Source organism: Actinomadura kijaniata NBRC 14229 (assembly GCF_001552175.1).
GTDB classification, from domain to species: Bacteria; Actinomycetota; Actinomycetes; order Streptosporangiales; family Streptosporangiaceae; genus Spirillospora; species Spirillospora kijaniata.
The window spans coordinates 1-17,841 of sequence record NZ_BCQR01000215.1 but is presented as its reverse complement, the minus strand read 5'-3'; the positions used below and the strand labels follow the sequence as shown (position 1 = coordinate 17,841).

The window sequence follows — 17,841 nt, the reverse complement described above, 5'->3', positions numbered from 1 at the left end:
GCGCCCAGGCCGACGCCCGCCAAGCCCGCCGAGCCCAGGCCCAAGGACCCGAGCGGCGTGCCCCGGCCCCGTGGCGGGGCCGCCCCCGCGCCGTCGTCCCGCCCCGCGCCCCCGCCGCTGTGGGGCAGGCGGGGCAACGACGAGGGCCCGCCGATCCCGTTCTGGCTGCGGCCCGCGGACGAGACCTCAGGTGAGCGAGAGCGCGGCGAGTAATGAACCCGACCGATCGCCAGCGCAAACTCCTGTTCGGCGGGCTGGTGGTGGCGCTGACCGGCCTCGGCGTCTACCTGACCGTCGCCGCGCCCTCCGGTGAGGCCGACCGCCCGTCGCCGAGCCCCACGGCGTCCGCGCCCGGCGCCGCGACCGGCCCCACCGGGCCGGTGTCGCCGCCGCCGGGGATCGCCAGCACGGTCAGCCCCGAGGCGTTCGACATCTACCGGCTGCTGCCGTTCACGCAGCGGGAGTTCGGCACCGCCGCCGACGTGGCGCAGCGGTTCGTCGCCGCCTACGGCACGCGCCGCTTCGACGAGGATCCCAAGGTCTACGTCGGGCGGCTCGCGCCGCTGGTCACCGACGAGATGCGCACCGAGCTGGAACGCGGCGAGGCCGCCCCCGGCGTGCAGGACGAACGCCGCCGGCAGCAGCTCGTCTCGGTGGGGTCGGCGACCCTGGACCGGGTCCGCACCATCGAGAACAACTCGATCGTCTTCCTGGTGACCGGCAAGACCCGCGTCACCAAGGGCGGCGGGCAGAGCGACGAGAGCGAGCAGTACGCCGTCACGGTCGCCCGCAACGGCGGGGCGCTGCGGGTGTACGCGTTCGAACCGGCCGACGCGGGACAGGAGGGCGACACGGGATGAACCGCCGTCACCTTCTGGCGGTCATCGCCCTGGGCGGGGCCGCCGCGCTGTTCGTGGCGCTGCTGGTCGTGCCGGTGCTGTTCGGGGCCAGCCAGTTCATGTTCGGCGGGGGAGGGGCGGGCAGCGGCGGCTGCGTGGACACCTCCAAGGCGGGCGCGCAGCCCGGCGAGGCCGCCGACGCGCGGTCGATCCCCGCCAACTACCTGGCGCTGTACAAGAAGGCGGGCGAGGACTACGGCATCCCGTGGAACGTGCTGGCCGGGATCGGGAAGGTCGAGACCAGCCACGGCACCTCCAAGCTGCCCGGCGTGTCCAGCGGCGAGAACTACGCGGGCGCGGGCGGGCCGATGCAGTTCCTGGAGGCGACGTTCAGGGCGTTCGCCGTGGACGGCAACAACGACAAGAAGAAGGACCGCTACGACCCCGAGGACGCGATCCCCTCGGCCGCCCGCTACCTCAAGCACAACGGCGCCCCGCAGCGGATGCGGACCGCGCTGTTCATGTACAACCACTCGTGGGACTACGTGAACCTGGTGCTGTCGTGGGCCAAGCGGTACGCCGCCGGGGAGTTCAACGTCGTGCAGTCCAACGGCGTCGAGTGCTCCGACGACGAGCTGCCCTCCAACGTCGGCGGCGTCGTGCAGCGGATCATCTCGTTCGCGATGGCGCAGCGCGGCAAGCCGTACGTGTTCGGCGCCAACGGGCCCGACGCCTGGGACTGCTCCAGCCTGATCCAGGCGGCCTACCGGACGGTGGGGCTGGGCATCCCGCGCACGACGTTCGAGCAGTGGCCGTTCGGCAAGAAGATCCGCAAGGGCCAGGAGCAGGCCGGTGACCTGGTGTTCTTCAACTCCGGTCCGGGAACGCGGGCCGACAGCCCCGGCCATGTCGGCATGGTCATCGCCGACAACAAGATGATCGTCGCGCGGTGCAGCCGGTGCCGTCCGGCGATCACCGTGACCCCCTACAAGCGGTCCGACTGGATCGGCGTGACCCGGCCGCTGGCCAACCCGGCCCTGAAGAAGCGCCTGGAGCAACTGACGGCCCAGCAGCCCGCGGGTTGACGGCCGGTCGCTCCTGGGGCGACCCCAGACCTCCCGGACCCCCGGCAAGGGCTGCTGGCCGGAGGTCCTGGCTTTGCTGCGGTCTCTGGTCGTGTTGCTTCTGGGGGGGCGATCCCCCGGACCCCCGGCAAGGGCCGCTGACCGGAGATCCTCGCTTCGCTGCGGTCTCCGGTCAGCGTGGCGGACCCAGCAGCCGTTCGATGAGGCGCGTCTCGCCCGGCCAGGCCGCCAGCAGCACCTCGCGCGGCACCTGCCGGGCGGCGTAGCGCAGCGCCAGCGCGACCACGACCACGTCGTCCAGCGGCCCGATGACCGGCAGGAACTCGGGGATCAGGTCGATCGGCGACGCCACCCACAGCCCCGCGAGGACCACCGCCACCTTGGCGCGGCGGGGCACCCGCGGGTCCTTGCGGAGCCGCCGCACGGCCGTCGCGCAGTCGGGCAGGAACGCCGCCAGATCGCGCGCCAGCCCCGGCGGGAGCCGTCGCGCCAGCAGCACCAGGACGCCCCACGACGCCACCACCACGGCCGCCGCCGTGCCGATCCAGACCAGCCAGTCGCGCACTCCTCCAGGGTCGCACGGCCGTAAATGGGCGGAGATCGCCGGACCGGGCATGGCATGCTGGCGGCGTGGACGACTCGGACCTTCACCTCGAAATCGCCCCCGCACTGCTGCTGTTCCTGCCCGCCTCGCGGCGGCGCCCGGAGCAGCGGGTCGCGTGGGACGGGACCTCGACGCTGGGACACGTCATCGAGTCGCTCGGCATCCCGCTGCCGGAGGTCGGGCCCGTGACGGTGGACGGCGCGCCCGTCGAGCCGTCGCACCAGCCCGCCGCCGGGGAACGGGTCCGGGTGGAGCCGATGCCGCGGCCGCAGCCCGTTCCGCTGGAGCCGGGCCAGACCGCGCCGCGGTTCCTGCTGGACGTCCACCTGGGCACGCTCGCGCGGCGGATGCGGCTGCTCGGCCTGGACACCGCCTACCACAACGACATGGACGACCCGTCGCTGGTCGTGCAGGCCAACGCCGAACGCCGGGTCCTGCTCACCCAGGACCGGGGGCTGCTGCGGCGGCGGGCGCTGTGGCTGGGCGCGCACGTGCGTAGCTCCCGCCCCGACGACCAGCTGCGGGACCTGCTGGAGCGGTTCGCGCCGGAGCTGTCGCCGTGGACGCGCTGCACCGCCTGCAACGGGCTGCTGGCGAGCGTGGACAAGACCGCCGTCGCGGCCGAGCTGGAGCACGGCACCCGCGACAACTACGACGTCTACGGCAGGTGCGCCGACTGCGGCCAGGTGTACTGGCGCGGCGCGCACGGCGACCGCCTGGAGGAGATCGTCCAGGAGGCGCTGCGGACCGTGGCCGCCGCGCGGAACGGCTCGGCCGCGGGCGGCGTCCCAACCTCCACGGGCGCGCCCGGAACGCCGTAGACCGCGACCACCCGGTGCGCGCCGGACGCCCCGCCCGGCATCATGGCGGGGAGAGAGGGGCTGGTTGCGATCACCATCGTTGTAGGGGCTGCGATCATTTCGGACGGGCGGCTGCTGGCCGCCCAGCGGGCCGAGCCGCCGGAGCTGGCCGGGGGCTGGGAGTTCCCCGGCGGCAAGGTCGATCCGGGTGAGCGCGACGAGGACGCGCTGGTCCGCGAGTGCGTCGAGGAACTGGGCGTGAAGATCGAGCTGGGCGACCGGGTCGGCGGGGACTGGCCGCTGGCGCTCAGCGGCGTGCTGCGCGTGTGGACGGCGCGCCTGGTGGAGGGCGAGCCGAAGGCGCTGGAGCACATCGCGCTGCGGTGGCTGGGCGCGGACGAGCTGTACGACGTGGAGTGGCTGCCCGGGGACCTGCCGGTGGTCGAGGCGATCGCGTCCTACCTGAGCTGAGCGGCCTCCTAGCTGAGCTGAGCGGCCGCCGCCTCCCCGGGGCACGGCCACCCGGCCAGGTGCTCCACGAACCTCACGGCCAGCGGATGCGGCTGCGCGCGCGGGACGGCGACCACGAGCGGGACCGGCGGCGCGTTCTTCAACCGCACGTACCGCACGTCCGGGTGCGAGTGGCGGCGCACCGCCTCCGTCGCGACGCCGACGCCGTGCCCGGCCGCGATGGCCTCGACCCACTCGTCCATGTTGTCGGCGGTGCAGCGCACGCGCGGGCGGCGTTCGGCGGGCCACAGCCCGGGGCCGGTGGAGCCGGTGAGGGTGTTGACGACCAGCGGGTGGTCGGCGAGCTCGGCCCAGTCCAGGACGCGGCGGCGGGCCAGATCGCTCCCCGGGAGGGCGCGGCGGGGGACGGCGGCGACGCGCTCCTCGGCGCGCAGGACGCGGGCGTCCAGGCCAGGCGCGCGGACGGCGTGCTCGCCGCGCAGCACGGCCACGTCGCAGTCGCCGGTGTCGAGCCCGGCCAGCGGCGCGTCCCGGCGGACCAGGCGGACCCCCGCGCCGGTCCCGTCCCGGAACGCGGTGACGATCTCGGCCCACCCGTCGGGCAGCGTCCAGGTGAACCCGAGCCGCAGCACCGTTCCCCGGCACGGCGCGCGCAGGGCCTCGCCGAGGCGGGGCAGCAGCGCGGCCAGGTCGTCGCGCAGCCGCCGTCCCGCGCCGGTGAGCTCGACCCTCCGCGTGGTGCGGTCGAACAGCCGCGCGCCCAGGGCCTCCTCCAGCGCCCGGACCGACCGGGTCAGCGTCGGCTGCCCGGTCCGCAGCCGCGCCGCCGCGTGGCTGAACCCGCCCTCCTCCGCGACCGCCAGGAACGCCCGCAGATGGCGCAGTTCGACGCCGTCGGGGAGCACGTCGAGATCCATGTCTCCCGAGCATAAATGCCCTTCCCGGGACATTTCTCTTCGGGTCTGTCCGCCGCCTACGCTCCCGGCCTGATCTCGATGAGGAGGTGGGCATGCGGAAGGTGCTGGTGCTGGCGTCGGGCACGTTCGTGCTGGGCCTGGACGCCTACGTGATGGCCGGGCTGCTGGGGCCGATCGCCGCCGACACGGGGGTGTCGGTGTCGGCGGCGGGGCAGATGGTGACGGCGTTCACCCTGGCCTACGCGGTGTCCGCGCCGCTGTTCGCGACGGTGCTGGGGGCGGCGCGGACCCGGACGGTGCTGCTGGCGGCGCTGGCGGTGTTCACGCTGGGCAACGCGTTGACGGCGGTGGCCGGAGGGCTGGTGGCGCTGCTGCTGTCGCGGGTGGTGGCGGGCGCGGGCGCGGGCCTGTTCTCGGCGCTGGCCAGCACGGGCGCGGCGGCGCTGGTGCCGCCCGAGCGCCGGGGCCGCGCCCTCGCCCTGGTCATGGGCGGGATGAGCGCGGGGACGGTGCTGGGCGTTCCGCTGGGCGTGCTGCTGGCGGACCGGGCGGGCTGGCGCGCGACGATGTGGACGATCACGGCGCTGGGCGCGGCGTCCCTGCTGGGCCTGCTGGCGGGGCTGCCGGAGGTCCCCTCCGGCGCGGTCGCCACGGCCCGCGAGCGCCTGGCGGTGCTGGTGGACCGGCGGATCGCGCCGGTGGTGGGGGTGTCGTTCCTGGCGGCGGTGGCGAGCCTCGGCCTGTACACCTACCTGGCGCCGGTCCTGGAGGCGGCGGGCGGCGTCCGCGACGTGACCCCGTACCTGTGGGCGTGGGGGGCCGGCGGCGTGGCGGGAAGCCTGGCGGTGGGACCGCTGGCGGACCGCGTCGGCCGTCCCCGGGCGATCCTGGCGGTGATCCTGACGGCGCTGGCCGTGTCGCAGGCGCTCCTGGCGCCGCTGGCCCACCTGGCGGCCCCGCTGGCGGCGCTGCCGCTCGTGCTTTGGGGCGCGGTCGGCTGGGCGACGCAGGTGCCGCAGCAGCAGCGCCTGCTGGACCTGGGCGGCGACCGCCACGGCGGGGTGGCCGTGGCGATGAACAACTCGGCCCTGTACCTGGGCGGTGCCGCCGGGGCGGCGCTGGGCGGGGCGGCCCTGTCGGCGGGGCTCGCGGCGGGCGTCCTTCCCCTGGCGGCCGCCGCCGTGGCCGCGCTGGGGCTGCTGCTCCAGCTCCTCACCGCCCGCACCGGCCGGGCGTCGGGCGACGCCCGTGTCGCGTCCGGCGCTCCGCTCACGTCCTGCCGTTGACGGCCGCGCGCCGTTGCCGGACGCCCGGCAACGGCGCTCCCCGCGTCAGCGGGACGCCAGGACGATCTGCAGGGCCTCGTTCCTGGTGAGGCCCTTCTTCAGTTGCGCGCGCAGCTTGGCCTGCTGCGGCTTGGGGAGCTGGTCGAGGATGCCCAGCAGCTTGGTGGCGATCTCCTTGAGCTGCTCGGGGGTGAGCTTGCTCACGTCGGTGAGCAGCCGGGTCGCGCCGTTGACGTAGTCGCCCGCCAGGATCAGCGCGACGTCGGCCTGGATGTTCGCCGGGAAGCAGGCCAGCACCAGCTTGATCAGCTCCTCCTGGGAGGGCTGCTGGGCGGCGGCGCGCGGCGCGGGACGCCAGGCGGCCTCGGCCGGGGCGGTCAGCGCGGTCACGGGCAGCAGGGCGGCCGCCAGGGTGGCCGCGAGCAGCGCGGGCTTGTGCGTCCTCACCGGGACTCCTTCGGTCGTGGGGGGCGAACGCCGGGGAGCGGCGGGGCGACGTTCGTGGTCTGGGGCCGGAGGGTACTGAGGTTCGGCGGTGACGGACGGGAATTGACCAAACCAGGCCAACGGGAGATTCCGGGCATGCGGCCGTCCCGCCGCGCGGGACCGCGGCGGGACGTCGGGAAGGGGCGGCGTCAGGGGATGCGGTTGGCGCCCGCGTAGTCGGAGCGGTCCGACAGTTTTGAGATCTTCACCACATCGCCGGTCTGCGGGGCGTGCAGGTACTTGCCGTCGCTGAGGTAGATCCCCATGTGGTGCAGGCTGGAGCCGAAGTACACCAGGTCGCCCGAGCGGAGCCGACCCCGGTCCACCTTGTGGCCGAGCTGGTAGAGGTCGCCGGTGTAGTGCGGCAGGCCCTTCTTGCCGACCTGCGCGTACGCCCACACCACCAGGCCCGAGCAGTCGAACGTGTTCGGCCCCGCCGCCGCCCACACGTACGAGCTGCCGATCTTCGTCAGCGCCTTGCGGGCCATCCTGGCGGGCAGGTCCGTGCCCTTCACCGTCGCCTTCAGGCCGGTCTTGGGATCGGTGATCCGGGTGATCGACAGCTTGTCGAGCTGCTTGACGACCTCGTCGACCTTCGTCTTGGCGGCGTCGCGGGCCTGCTTGGCCCGGTCGTAGGCCTGCTGCACCTGGCGGGCCCGGTTCTGCGCGTCGGTGCGGGCCCGGTCGGCCTGGCTGATCCGCGCCTGGAGGCCCTGGATCACCGACGCCCGGTTCTGGATCAGGTAGGCCGAGGTGGACAGCCCCTCGGTGCCGCCGGTCACGGCGAACACCGTGTCGGGGCTGCCGCCGATGTAGTTGGCGGCGGCCAGGCGGCCCAGCTCCTCGCGGGCGGGCGCGGCCTGCTGCTCCAGGCGCTCGGCGTTCAGCCGGGCCTGCTTCTCGGCCTCCCTGGCGCGGCCGAGGTCGACGCGCGCCTTGTTGAACTGCTCGGTGAGCTTCTCGGCCTCGTCGTTCAGCTCCCTGAGCCGCTTCTTGAGCTCCGCCTCGGAGGGCTTGGGCTCCTGTGGAACGGTCTGCGGCCGCGCGGGAGCGGCGTGTGCCGTTCCGGTCAACGCGCTGGTCAGCGCGGTGGGGGCGGTCATGCCGAGGCCGACCAGCAGGGTGGCGGCGGGCAGGACGAAGCGGCGTCGCTGGGGATCCGGAGCCAAGCCGGTGTTCTCCTCTCCTCCGTCGCCTACCGGGTTAGCTGACGGGTTCGGGCCAGGAGGAGCCCTACGGCGCACGGGGAATGTGCGCCGATTCACCCCAGGGAACGCGATGCGGGGTCCCCGGCTTCCCATCAGGGGATTCGGCGGCCCGGGCGCAGCCCCGGGGGCGGGGCTCGGCACGTCCGGACGCGCAGGAGACTACAAAGGATGGTCAAGAAGGGCCAAATGCCCGCTTATGACACCTGTGTGATCCGTGAGGGTCCGGGGCCGTTCGCACCGCCAAGTAGAATGGTGTAGGCCGCGGGTCTGCGGCGATCCCCGAAAACTCACGCAAGGCGAAACCGCATGCCCTTCTCCACCCGTGACGACCTCCGTAACGTCGCGATCGTCGCCCACGTCGACCACGGCAAGACGACGCTCGTCGACGCCATGCTCTGGCAGTCCGGGGCCTTCCGCGAGAACCAGGACGTGGACGACCGCGTCATGGACTCCAACGACCTGGAGCGCGAGAAGGGCATCACCATCCTCGCGAAGAACACCGCGGTCCGGCACAACGGGATGACGATCAACATCATCGACACCCCGGGCCACGCGGACTTCGGCGGCGAGGTCGAGCGCGGCCTGTCCATGGTGGACGGCGTCGTGCTGCTCGTGGACGCCTCCGAGGGTCCGCTGCCGCAGACCCGGTTCGTGCTGCGCAAGGCGCTGGCCGCCAAGCTCCCGGTGATCCTGGTCATCAACAAGACCGACCGCCCGGACGCGCGCATCGACGAGGTCGTGGACGAGACCTACGAGCTGTTCATGGACCTCGACGCCGCCGAGGACCAGATCGACTTCCCGATCGTCTACGCCTCCGGCCGCGCGGGCCGCGCCTCGCTGAACAAGCCCGGCGACGGCGAGCTGCCCGACTCCGAGGACCTGGAGCCGCTGTTCCAGGTGATCACCGAGACGATCCCGGCGCCGTCCTACGACCCGTCGGCCCCGCTCCAGGCGCACGTCACGAACCTGGACGCCTCCAACTTCCTCGGTCGTATCGCGCTGTGCCGCGTGCACGCCGGGAACATCAAGAAGGGCCAGCAGGTCGCCTGGTGCCGCCACGACGGCACGATCGAGCGCGTCAAGATCACCGAGCTGCTGATGACCGAGGCGCTCACCCGCAAGCCCGCCGAGTCCGCGGGCCCGGGCGACATCATCGCCATCGCCGGCATCCCGGAGATCATGATCGGCGACACCATCGCCGACCCCGAGGACCCGCGCCCGCTGCCGCTGATCACGGTGGACGAGCCCGCCATCTCGATGACCATCGGCACCAACACCTCGCCGCTGGCCGGCCGCGAGAAGGGCACCAAGGTCACCGCCCGCATGGTCAAGGACCGCCTGGAGCGCGAGCTGGTCGGCAACGTCTCCATCCGCGTCCTGCCGACCGAGCGCCCCGACGCCTGGGAGGTCCAGGGCCGCGGCGAGCTCGCGCTGGCGATCCTGGTCGAGAACATGCGCCGCGAGGGCTACGAGCTGACCGTCGGCAAGCCGCAGGTGGTCACCCGGGAGATCGACGGCAAGAAGCACGAGCCCGTCGAGCGCCTCACCGTCGACATCCCCGAGGAGTACCTCGGCGCGGTCACCCAGCTCATGGCGGTCCGCAAGGGCCGGATGGAGCAGATGACCAACCACGGCACCGGCTGGATCCGCATGGAGTTCCTGGTCCCGGCGCGCGGCCTGATCGGCTTCCGCACCGAGTTCATGACCGAGACCCGCGGCACCGGCATGGCCCACCACGTGTTCGAGCGCTACGAGCCGTGGTTCGGCGAGCTGCGCACCCGCCCGTCGGGCTCCCTGGTCGCCGACCGCACGGGCCAGGCCAGCGCCTACGCCATCATCAACCTGCAGGAGCGCGGCACGTTCTTCGTCGGCCCGGGCACCGAGGTCTACGAAGGCATGATCGTCGGCGAGAACTCCCGGTCCGACGACATGGACGTGAACATCACCAAGGAGAAGCAGAAGACCAACGTCCGCTCCTCCACGGCCGAGGCGACCGAGACCCTGACCCCGCCGAGGAACCTCACCCTGGAGGAGTCGCTGGAGTTCATCCGCGACGACGAGTGCGTGGAGGTCACCCCGGCCGCGGTCCGCATCCGCAAGATCGTCCTGGACGCCAAGGAGCGCGAGCGCACCCGCGCCCGCGCCAAGCGCGCCGCCAACTGACGCGAACGCCGACGGCCCCGCCGCCCCCTCGGGGGAACGGCGGGGCCGTCGGCGTTCACCCGCTCGGGCTCCGGGGCCGTTTCCGCGCGTCAGCGCACGTCGACGAAGACGTTCTTCGGCGGGGCGTCCATGTAGTGGGTCGCGTCACCCTTGTAGTGGTAGGCGAAGTAGAAGTCCCTGGTGACGCGCAGCCGCGCCGTGAACCGGCCCTTGGCGTCGGTCCTGGGCTGGGCGTACCAGTACCACGTCTTCGTGCCCCTGGCCCGGCCGATGATCATGATCTTGCGGCCCTGGTAGGGCACGTAGGCGCGGACGGGGTCGTGCTTGAGCACCCCGCTGAACGTGACGTACGAGCCCTTGCGGATCTTGCGCGGGGAGACCTTCCAGCCGAAGACCAGCGAGTTGATCCGCTTGTCCCGGACGGTCGCGCTGCGCGCGGCGGCCAGCTCGGCGTCGCCCGCGAACCGGACCCGGTAGTACCCGTGGGGGAACATGACCGACGTGTAGGAGGCGGTGAACGCGCCGCCCGCCGCGGTCGCCGGGGCCTTGCCGAACGACGCGGGGAACGCGTACCACTTCGCGGTCCCGGCCCTGCGGGTCTCGACGACCAGCTTCCTGCCGGCGGGCACCGTGGCCCCGGTGGCGCTCAGCGCGCCCTTGAGGGAGACCTCGCCGGTCGCCTTGGTGCTGACGGAGAAGGTGATCTTCGTGCCGGCCGGAGCCGGCGCGGCGTGCGCGGCGGGCGCCACGCCGACGAACGCGACCGTCGCGACGGCCGCGCCGATGAGCTTGTGCATGTGGTCTCTTCCGTGGTGGGAGGGGATCAGCGGACGTCGACGAGGGGGATCTTGTACCCGTCGTCCTCCGGGAAGGTCACGTAGTGCGTCTTGTCCCCGTAGAAGGTGTAGACGAAGTAGGTGTCCTTGGACACCCGGAAGCGGGCCTTGAAGCGGCCCTTGGCGTCGGTCCTGGGCTTGGCGTACCAGTACCAGGTCTTTGTGCCCCTGGCCCGGCCCTCGATCCAGACCGTGCGGCTCCGGAGCGGCTTCCAGGACGTGCCCGGCTTCTCCCGGAGGACGCCGGTGACGGTGACGTGGGAGCCCTTGCGGATCTTGCGGGGCGTGATCTTCCAGCCGGACACCCGCGTGTCCACCCGGCGGTCGCGGACCGTCGCGCTCAGCGCCGGGGCCACGGCGGTGTCCCCGGCGAACCGGACCCGGTAGTAGCCGTGCGGGTAGCGCGCGGTCTTGTAGGTGACCTTGAACGAGCCGTCGGTCCCGGTGACCGGCATGCGCTCGCCCCGGACCAGCTTGATCGGACGCCAGTTGCGGCCCCGGTCGTCGGCGGTCTCCACCAGCAGCGTCCTGCCGCCCGTGGCGGTCTCGGCCGCGGTGAGCCGGCCCGAGACGGTGACCCGGGCGACCTCCGTCGTGGAGATCTTGAAGCCGGTGAACGCGGACCGTGCCGGCGCGGCGTACGCGGTGTGCGCGGCGTGCGCGGCCGGGGCGACGGCGATGCCGGGCGCGAGCGCGACCGCCGCGACGGCCGCGCCGAGAACTCTGTACATGATGATCTTTCGGGGGGAGGAAGAACGCCGCCCGCTCCGGGCGGCGAACGGTAGACGTGCCACCTGAACTGCGGGTTCACCCCGAAATGATCACGAAAAGACAACGGCGGCCCGGAGTGTCCGGGCCGCCGTTCGCGGTGGTCGGGGGCGGTCAGTTGAGCTGGACGGTTCCCGTCACGTCGGCGGCCAGACGGAGCTGGTCGCCGTCGCGGAGGGGCGCGTCCACACCGCGGGGGAGGCGCTCGCCGTTGACGAAGGTGCCGTTGGTGGAACCCTCGTCGCGGACCCACGCCGTGCCCGACGGGTCGAGCCACAACGTCGAGTGGCGGCGCGACACGTTGTCGTACTGCGTGAACGTCGACGCCACCGGCGACTGGCCCGCGTCCCGGCCCAGCACCAGGTGCTGGCCGACCGAGATCTTCAGCTCACCGGTCGGGAACGTCACCCGCAGCACCGGCGTGCCCTTCTGCGGCAGCGGGCGCAGGCACGCGTCGCACTGCGCGGCGTTCGGGTTGCTCAGCACCGCCTCGCAGTAGGGGCACATGAACGCCGTGTTGTCGGGCCGCCCGCCGTGGGCCTCCGGCGGCAGCAGCGTCGCCTCGCGGCCGTGCGGCGGCCCCATCGGCGGCTGCGCCCCGCCGGGCGGCGGGGGGAACCCGTGGTCGGCGCCGCCGTACGGGTTCTGGCCCTGCGGAGGCTGCCCGTGCTGGGGCTGCCCGAGCGGAGGCTGGGCGTGCTGCGGACCGCCCTGCTGGGGCTGCCCCCAGGGGTCGTTGCCCGGCTGCGCGCCACCGTGCTGCGGCTGGCCCCAAGGGTCGCCGCCCGGCGGCTGCCCGTGCTGCGGGCCGCCGTGCTGGGGCTGCCCGTGCTGCGGCTGGCCCTGCTGCGGACCGCCCTGCTGGGGCTGGCCCCAGGGGTCGTTGCCCTGCTGCGGGCCGCCCAGCGGCGGCTGCTGGCCTTGCTGGCCGGGAGGCTGCTGGTGCTGGGGCTGCCCCCACGGGTCCTGCTGGCCCGGAGGCTGGTGCTGCTGGCCCCACGGGTCCTGCTGCTGTCCGTGCTGCGGAGCACCGTGCTGGGGCTGTCCGTGCTGCGGGCCGCCGTGCTGGGGCTGCCCATGCTGCGGCTGGCCCTGCTGGGGCTGCCCCCAGGGGTCGTTGCCGGGGGGCTGCTGGCCCCACGGGTCGCCGCCCGGCTGCTGTCCGTGCTGCGGACCGCCGTGCTGGGGCTGCCCGTGCTGGGGTTGCCCGTGCTGCTGGTAGGGCTGGCCGCCGGGCTGTCCCTGCGGCCCTCCGGGGGGATGCGGAGGGGGAATCCGTGGTGGCTGCTGGTCCTCGTACCCGCCGGGACGACGCGCGCCGCCCCCGGCGCGGGCCAGGTTGGCGCCGCAGCTCAGGCAGAGCAGGTCGCCCGGCTGGAACGGCTCGTCACAGACAGGGCATCTCAAGGTCGCCATGACACATCCCCCGCACGCACACCGGCGCGTTCGAGTGTCGTCACGAGGTGATCCATGTCACCCCTTCGCGGGATTCCGATGTAGTACACCCGCCTTCCCTCCGGCCCCTCGTCCACGGACACCTGCATTCGGGGCCCTGCGTCTTCGTTCTCGGCTCCTCGACCGGTCTCGACCGGTCCGTACCGTTCCCGTCCCAGAGGGCTCAGGGGCACGATCCGCTGGTTGGCCGACCCCTTCCAGAGTAGAGAGCCACTCCGGGTGTGTCGCCCCTCCGGGTTGAGCCGGTCGACGTACGGCCCCGCTATCACGGCGTCGCACATGTCCAGGATCTCGCGTGTCTCGGCCGAACGCGAGAGCCGAGAGTAGACATATCCGCTGTAGACCAGAATGTCCAACGGAGCGGCGTTCTCCGGCCGGCCCGCCCGCCAGTCCCGGATCCCGCGCACCAGAGCCGCCAGCGCCGCGGGCTGCTGGAACGGCTCCCCACCGGAGATCGTCACCCCGTCCACGGGCCCGGGCAGCGACGCCAGCCACCCCAGCACCGCGTCCACCGGGACGGCCTTGGCGGGGTCGGCGTCCCAGGTGTCGCGGGACAGGCAGCCGTGGCAGCGCAGCGTGCAGCCCTGCGTCCAGACGCCCGCCCGCGTCCCGGGCCCGAGCGTGGTCACCGGGTAGTGGGCCTTGGCCAGCAGCAGACCGGTCACCGCAGGTCCAGATGGACGATGGACCCCTCGCGGCGGACACCGGTGACGGTGATCTTCTCCTCGGGGACCAGCTCGCGGTCGAACAGCGCGCGGGCCAGCGGGTTCACGAACGCCGACTCCAGCGCCATCCCGATCCCGCGCCCGCCCTTGTCCAGCTCGGCGGTGCACCACTCGCGCAGCGTCTGCAGCGCCTCGCTCTTGACCGTCAGCACCAGCCGGTGCTCCTCGGCGACCCGGCGGCAGATGTTCGCGAACTGGAGATCGAAGATCTTGTCGGCGGCCTCGCGGCCGATGAAGTCGAACACCACGATGTTGTCGCCGAACCGGTTGAGCAGCTCCGGCCGGTTCAGCACGGCGGTGAAGTGGTCGGCGATCGCCGTCTTCACCCGGACCTCGATCTCCTCGTAGTCCATGTCGGCGTGGATGTTCTGCACCCGGCCGGGGACGGCCGGGGCCAGGACGTCGCCGCGCACCGCCAGGTCGGGGTGGCCGGGCACGAACATGCCGAGGTTCGACGTGAAGATCAGGATGGACTCGCTGAAGTGGACGGTGTTGCCGCGCCCGTCGGTGAGCCGCCCGTCCTCCAGGATCTGGAGGAACTTGTCCAGGATCCGCGGGTGCGCCTTCTCGATCTCGTCGAACAGGATTACCCGGAACGGGTCCTCGCGCACCGCGTTGGTGAGCTCGCCGCCCTCCTGGTAGCCGATGTAGCCGGGCGGCGCGCCGATCAGCCGGTCCCCGGAGCCCTCGCCGGAGAACTCGCTCATGTCGAACCGCAGGTAGGCCGACTCGTCGCCGAACACCAGCTCGGTGATCGACTTGGCCAGCTCGGTCTTGCCGGTGCCGGTCGGGCCCGCGAAGAACAGCACGCCGCGCGGGCGGCTGCCCGACCGCGTCGCCTGCGCGCCCGACAGCCCCAGCACGGCCCGCTTGAGGATGTCCAGGGTCTTGGTGACGGCCTGCGGCTGCCCGATGACGCGTTCGGGGACCTTCTTCTCGCCCTCCAGCACGCGGCGGCGCAGGTGGCCCCGGCTCCACGGGTTGTCCAGCACGCCGAGCTTGTAGGTGCGGACCGCGTCGGGCAGGTCGTGCAGCGTGACGCTGCGCTCCTTCGCCAGGCGCGTCACCTCGATCATCGACTGGAGGGTGAGGCCGTCGGCCTGCTCGGCGAACGCGTCGATCGCCGCCGCCGCGGCCTTGTCGGCGTCGGCGTCGGCCACCCCGAACGCCCGCGCCAGCAGCCTCGCGGTCTCCTGCCGGTCGCCCAGGTGCGGGCGCGGGATGGTGATCTCGCGGACGTTCTCGTTGTCGGCGGTGAGCCAGGGCGGCAGGTCGCCGGGGCGCTCCACCATCCACAGGATCGGGTTGTACAGCGGCTTGGGGCGGGGCCCGACGACCCGGACCGGGCGGGCGGTGCGCGACAGCTTGGCGCAGAAGCGGAAGAAGTCGCGTTCGGCGGGCTCCATCTCGGTGGGCGTGCGGGCGATCCGCGACGCCGACTCGATGATCACCGCGGCGCGCACGTCGTCGCCGGGCCGGGCGATCCCCGCCAGGTACTTGGTGGCGCCCTCCAGCGAGGGCCGCTCGTCGCTCTTGAGCTTGCCGAGCAGCCGTTCGGCGGCCTCGGCGGCCGCGTCACCGTCCTCGTCGCCCGCCGGGGGATGGACCTGCAGGCCGTCGACCGGATCGTAGATCAACAGGAATGAGAACCCGCTGGACCGCAGCGTCTCCCACAGCAGGTCGCGCAACGGCAGCAGCCGCGCGGGCCCGTCGCCGCCCATGGACGGGGCGAGGAAGCTGTCGTACAGGTTGCCCGACAGGACGTACTGCGAGTGCACCGAGAGGGTGGCGTCGAGTTCCCTGATGAACGGAGGCCACCCCGGAAGCCGTCCGCCCAGCGTCGGTGATTCGGTCATGTCTCCTACTGTTCCCGTTCCCGGCCGCGTTCGCGTCGTCCGGTCCGGGACCTAGTCTGCCGTGCCTCGGCGGCGACCGGCAGCTCACGCACGCCGGGGTCCAGACGCCAGGTGACCTGGGAACGGATCCCCGCCCGCTCCAGCCGCTCCCGGGCGGACTCGAACGCCTCGCACCACTCGCGTTCGCGCTCCACGTCCACCCGGCGGTCGTCCTCGCTCTCGGCCCGGCCGTTGCGGACCATGGCGGCGCGGACCTGCCGGGCGTCGTCGACCCGCATCTTGACGCTGTGGTCGGGCCAGGAGCCCCGGGTGAGCAGGAGCGTCCCGTCGTCGCCGGGGGTGAGCGTCTCGAACCCCGCCTGCACGTCGTATCCCAGATCCGCGAACGCGGTGGTGATCGACTCCAGCACGTACCGCCGTTCGGCCTCGGCCTGCTCGGCGGCCTCGCGTTCGGCGGCCCGCCGGCGCTCGGCCTCGCGCAGCTCGCGGGTGCGGCCGTTGGCGTCCTGGATGCGCAGCCGGACCTCGGTGAGCGCGGCCTCGGCCTCGTCCTCGGTGGTGGCGCCGGCGACCAGCCGGGCGGCCTCGGCGACGGCACGCCGCTCCCGCTCGGGCGTGTCGGGCAGCAGCCGGGCCAGCACCCGGTGCAGGGCCTCCTCCGCCGCCGCGGGCGCGGCGGGGACCGGCCCGGTCCCGGCCCGCAGCCCCTCCGCCGGAACGGCGAAGATCTGTCCGGTGACCTCGGCGGCGACCTGCTCGGAGAGCCGCCGTTCGGCCGCGTCCAGGGTCTGGTCGGCGGCCGAGCACCAGGCGGTCAGCTCCTCGGGGGCCTGCTCCGCGGCGGGCCGGAGCGGCGCGGGCAGCTCCACGTGCGCGCCGATCTCGTCGCGGGCGTCGGCGAGCGCGGCGATACGGGCGTTGCGCTCCAGCACCTCGCGCAGGGCGCGCTCGTAGGTCTCGGCCTCGGCCAGCGCCGCCGCCCGGGCCTCGGCCCGCCCCGCCGCGAGCGCGGCCAGGGCCTCGGCCCCCTTCCCGGCGACCCCTCCGGCCCTGCCGAGCACGCGGTTCATCCCCAAGCTAAGGACAACAGCCGCATCCAGGGCGATATCGGCCTCAACCCCGCTGCTCATCCTGCCCACCCCGCTCTCCGCCGCACCCGAAGGCACGATCCTCCGCCACCCGCCTTACGAACACCCGCTCGCGACGCCCACGCCCCATGCCGTCCGCCCGGCCGCGCGGAGCCCAGAAGCCCCACCACCTTGACCGAGAACATCCGCACCGATCGCAGCCCCTGCGGGTATGCATCGCATGCCTGCGCGGCCCTGAGACCGCTCCGCTGGAGAGCCCCCGGGCACACCCGGGAACGGACCCGTACGGGCGCGCATCGTGCGTGCCGCTCTCCAGCGGGCCCGAGGGCGATCGCCGCTCGATCGCGGGTGCCCGCCCGCTTCGGCGCGCCCGGGGGGCGTTCGCCGTCGTCTCGGGGCAGCGCCCGCGTTGCTCGGCAGGCTCAAGAGCGACGAGCGGCCCTCGCTGGAGGGCGCCACCAAGTACCTGGCGGGGATCGCCCGGCCCGGCGACGACGTGCCCGCCGCGGTGATCATCGAGTCGGCGTCGCGGATCGCCCGCACGCCCACCGAGATGGAGCCCGGCGTCGCCTCGGCGTGCCTGAGGGGGCTCACCGTCGCCCTGATCACGGGCGTCCGGGACCGTGCCACGCCGGTGGGTCATGCCAGGGCCTTCCGCTCGGCCTCTTCGTGGGCGCGGCGCCAGCGGTGCAGGCGGACGCCCGCGCCCGCCGCGTGGGCGGCCGGGGCCGCGACCAGGAGCAGCAGCCACAGCAGGCTCGCCACCGCGGTGATCATCGACATGAGGAGCAGGACCAGCAGCAGCGGGACGACGCCCAGCAGCAGGAGCACGCCGCAGCCGCGCCGTCCCGTCCGCCGGGCCGCGCCCGACATCGTGCGGGACGCCTTGGACAGGCTCTGGCCGGTGATGCCCAGCAGCCGCGACAGCCACGACCACGGCCCGTAGAGGAGGTAGTCGCGGCCCTGGGCGCGGGCCACCAGCACCTCGGCGCCGCACTGCACCGCCCACGCCAGCGCCGAGAACGCCGCCAGCGTCGCGAACGGCACGCCCCCGCTGCGCTGGAAGCCGCCGACCTTGCTGGTGCCGTCGCCGCTCGGGCTGAACAGCGCGTCGATCGTCCAGCTTCCGGCCAGCCAGAACGCCAGGATCGGCAGCGACCAGGCGGCGGCGCGGACGACGGCGGCGCGGCGTCCGGCGAGGCGGGCGCGCTCGCGTTCGGCCCAGCGGGCGCGGAGGGCCTCCGAGCGCCGGGC

The 17,841-nt window shown here is 73.5% G+C and carries 17 protein-coding genes, 2 pseudogenes and 1 riboswitch; of the genes and pseudogenes, 8 read left to right on the top strand and 11 right to left on the bottom strand.

Translation table 11 applies throughout. The features are described from left to right. From AKI01S_RS52200 to AKI01S_RS43725, 3 genes and pseudogenes are all read left to right on the top strand, one after another. A pseudogene (locus AKI01S_RS52200) lies at window positions 1–213 on the top strand (hypothetical protein); the annotation flags it as partial. Continuing rightward, window positions 213–860 carry a hypothetical protein gene (locus tag AKI01S_RS43730; protein ID WP_067831948.1) on the top strand — a complete coding sequence of 216 codons (648 nt, stop codon included), beginning with the start codon at window positions 213–215 and terminating at the stop codon, window positions 858–860. The pseudogene AKI01S_RS52200 and the gene AKI01S_RS43730, both read left to right, overlap by 1 nt. Continuing rightward, window positions 857–1,924, top strand: coding sequence for a C40 family peptidase (locus tag AKI01S_RS43725; protein ID WP_067831947.1), 1,068 nt, complete (start codon window positions 857–859; stop codon window positions 1,922–1,924). The genes AKI01S_RS43730 and AKI01S_RS43725 overlap by 4 nt, the downstream gene beginning before the upstream one ends. Before the next feature lie 172 nt (window positions 1,925–2,096). On the opposite strand, the gene AKI01S_RS43720 is transcribed toward AKI01S_RS43725, so the two are convergent. Next, a complete protein-coding gene (locus AKI01S_RS43720; RefSeq protein ID WP_067831945.1) occupies window positions 2,097–2,489 on the bottom strand; it encodes a YkvA family protein in 393 nt (130 codons plus the stop codon). Window positions 2,490–2,554: 65 nt separating this feature from the next. On the opposite strand from AKI01S_RS43720, the gene AKI01S_RS43715 reads away from it, so the two are divergent. Both AKI01S_RS43715 and AKI01S_RS43710 read left to right on the top strand, forming a co-directional pair. Then, entirely contained in the window at window positions 2,555–3,349 is a 795-nt protein-coding gene (locus tag AKI01S_RS43715) for a Mut7-C RNAse domain-containing protein (RefSeq protein WP_067831944.1), read from the top strand. Between the two features lie 42 nt (window positions 3,350–3,391). After that, complete coding sequence (locus AKI01S_RS43710) at window positions 3,392–3,799, top strand: (deoxy)nucleoside triphosphate pyrophosphohydrolase (RefSeq protein WP_067831942.1); 408 nt, start codon at window positions 3,392–3,394, stop codon at window positions 3,797–3,799. A gap of 8 nt (window positions 3,800–3,807) precedes the next feature. Here AKI01S_RS43710 and AKI01S_RS43705 read toward each other — a convergent pair whose 3' ends face one another. After that, window positions 3,808–4,716 carry a LysR family transcriptional regulator gene (locus tag AKI01S_RS43705; RefSeq protein WP_067831940.1) on the bottom strand — a complete coding sequence of 303 codons (909 nt, stop codon included), beginning with the start codon at window positions 4,714–4,716 and terminating at the stop codon, window positions 3,808–3,810. Window positions 4,717–4,808: 92 nt separating this feature from the next. On the opposite strand from AKI01S_RS43705, the gene AKI01S_RS43700 reads away from it, so the two are divergent. Continuing rightward, window positions 4,809–6,002, top strand: a complete 1,194-nt coding sequence (locus AKI01S_RS43700) for an MFS transporter (protein WP_067831938.1) — start codon at window positions 4,809–4,811, stop codon at window positions 6,000–6,002. Window positions 6,003–6,047: 45 nt separating this feature from the next. Here the strand turns inward: AKI01S_RS43700 and AKI01S_RS43695 are convergent, their stop codons facing one another. Beyond that, a complete protein-coding gene (locus AKI01S_RS43695) occupies window positions 6,048–6,449 on the bottom strand; it encodes a hypothetical protein (protein ID WP_067831936.1) in 402 nt (133 codons plus the stop codon). A 188-nt stretch (window positions 6,450–6,637) separates the two neighbouring features. Continuing rightward, complete coding sequence (locus AKI01S_RS43690; protein ID WP_067831934.1) at window positions 6,638–7,657, bottom strand: C40 family peptidase; 1,020 nt, start codon at window positions 7,655–7,657, stop codon at window positions 6,638–6,640. Window positions 7,658–7,664: 7 nt separating this feature from the next. After that, window positions 7,665–7,813, bottom strand: a riboswitch (cyclic di-AMP (ydaO/yuaA leader). A 189-nt stretch (window positions 7,814–8,002) separates the two neighbouring features. On the opposite strand from AKI01S_RS43690, the gene typA reads away from it, so the two are divergent. After that, window positions 8,003–9,859: a translational GTPase TypA gene (gene typA / locus AKI01S_RS43685; protein ID WP_067831933.1), complete on the top strand. Its 1,857-nt coding sequence runs from the start codon at window positions 8,003–8,005 to the stop codon at window positions 9,857–9,859. Window positions 9,860–9,948: 89 nt separating this feature from the next. Here typA and AKI01S_RS43680 read toward each other — a convergent pair whose 3' ends face one another. The 3 genes from AKI01S_RS43680 to AKI01S_RS43670 form a co-directional block, all read right to left on the bottom strand. Continuing rightward, entirely contained in the window at window positions 9,949–10,656 is a 708-nt protein-coding gene (locus tag AKI01S_RS43680) for a hypothetical protein (RefSeq protein WP_067831931.1), read from the bottom strand. A gap of 26 nt (window positions 10,657–10,682) precedes the next feature. Continuing rightward, a complete protein-coding gene (locus AKI01S_RS43675) occupies window positions 10,683–11,426 on the bottom strand; it encodes a hypothetical protein (protein ID WP_067831929.1) in 744 nt (247 codons plus the stop codon). A 151-nt stretch (window positions 11,427–11,577) separates the two neighbouring features. After that, complete coding sequence (locus tag AKI01S_RS43670) at window positions 11,578–12,048, bottom strand: FHA domain-containing protein (protein ID WP_067831926.1); 471 nt, start codon at window positions 12,046–12,048, stop codon at window positions 11,578–11,580. On the opposite strand from AKI01S_RS43670, the gene AKI01S_RS51395 reads away from it, so the two are divergent. After that, window positions 12,034–12,930 carry a hypothetical protein gene (locus AKI01S_RS51395; protein WP_157420572.1) on the top strand — a complete coding sequence of 299 codons (897 nt, stop codon included), beginning with the start codon at window positions 12,034–12,036 and terminating at the stop codon, window positions 12,928–12,930. The two genes, AKI01S_RS43670 and AKI01S_RS51395, sit on opposite strands and share 15 nt — an antisense overlap. Here AKI01S_RS51395 and AKI01S_RS43660 read toward each other — a convergent pair. The 4 genes and pseudogenes from AKI01S_RS43660 to AKI01S_RS52195 form a co-directional block, all read right to left on the bottom strand. Then, window positions 12,867–13,583 carry a 4Fe-4S single cluster domain-containing protein gene (locus AKI01S_RS43660; protein ID WP_067831922.1) on the bottom strand — a complete coding sequence of 239 codons (717 nt, stop codon included), beginning with the start codon at window positions 13,581–13,583 and terminating at the stop codon, window positions 12,867–12,869. The genes AKI01S_RS51395 and AKI01S_RS43660 overlap by 64 nt on opposite strands. Continuing rightward, window positions 13,580–15,499 carry an AAA family ATPase gene (locus AKI01S_RS43655; RefSeq protein ID WP_067831920.1) on the bottom strand — a complete coding sequence of 640 codons (1,920 nt, stop codon included), beginning with the start codon at window positions 15,497–15,499 and terminating at the stop codon, window positions 13,580–13,582. Before AKI01S_RS43655 ends, AKI01S_RS43660 begins: the two co-directional genes overlap by 4 nt. A gap of 5 nt (window positions 15,500–15,504) precedes the next feature. Continuing rightward, on the bottom strand, window positions 15,505–16,569 hold the full coding sequence (locus AKI01S_RS43650; protein WP_245682034.1) for a response regulator receiver protein: 1,065 nt from the start codon (window positions 16,567–16,569) through the stop codon (window positions 15,505–15,507). A 657-nt stretch (window positions 16,570–17,226) separates the two neighbouring features. Next, a pseudogene (locus AKI01S_RS52195) lies at window positions 17,227–17,841 on the bottom strand (serine/threonine protein kinase); the annotation flags it as partial.

What these genes read in the sequence shown, in the direction of transcription:
- AKI01S_RS43700 (WP_067831938.1), top strand. Translation starts at nt 4,809, where the DNA reads ATGCGGAAGGTGCTGGTGCTGGCGTCGGGCACGTTCGTGCTGGGCCTG.
- typA (WP_067831933.1), top strand. Translation starts at nt 8,003, where the DNA reads ATGCCCTTCTCCACCCGTGACGACCTCCGTAACGTCGCGATCGTCGCC.
- AKI01S_RS43725 (WP_067831947.1), top strand. Translation starts at nt 857, where the DNA reads ATGAACCGCCGTCACCTTCTGGCGGTCATCGCCCTGGGCGGGGCCGCC.
- AKI01S_RS43670 (WP_067831926.1), bottom strand. Translation starts at nt 12,048, where the DNA reads ATGGGGCCGCCGCACGGCCGCGAGGCGACGCTGCTGCCGCCGGAGGCC.
- AKI01S_RS43680 (WP_067831931.1), bottom strand. Translation starts at nt 10,656, where the DNA reads ATGCACAAGCTCATCGGCGCGGCCGTCGCGACGGTCGCGTTCGTCGGC.
- AKI01S_RS43650 (WP_245682034.1), bottom strand. Translation starts at nt 16,569, where the DNA reads ATGAACCGCGTGCTCGGCAGGGCCGGAGGGGTCGCCGGGAAGGGGGCC.
- AKI01S_RS43675 (WP_067831929.1), bottom strand. Translation starts at nt 11,426, where the DNA reads ATGTACAGAGTTCTCGGCGCGGCCGTCGCGGCGGTCGCGCTCGCGCCC.
- AKI01S_RS43655 (WP_067831920.1), bottom strand. Translation starts at nt 15,499, where the DNA reads ATGACCGAATCACCGACGCTGGGCGGACGGCTTCCGGGGTGGCCTCCG.
- AKI01S_RS43710 (WP_067831942.1), top strand. Translation starts at nt 3,392, where the DNA reads ATGGCGGGGAGAGAGGGGCTGGTTGCGATCACCATCGTTGTAGGGGCT.
- AKI01S_RS43730 (WP_067831948.1), top strand. Translation starts at nt 213, where the DNA reads ATGAACCCGACCGATCGCCAGCGCAAACTCCTGTTCGGCGGGCTGGTG.
- AKI01S_RS43705 (WP_067831940.1), bottom strand. Translation starts at nt 4,716, where the DNA reads ATGGATCTCGACGTGCTCCCCGACGGCGTCGAACTGCGCCATCTGCGG.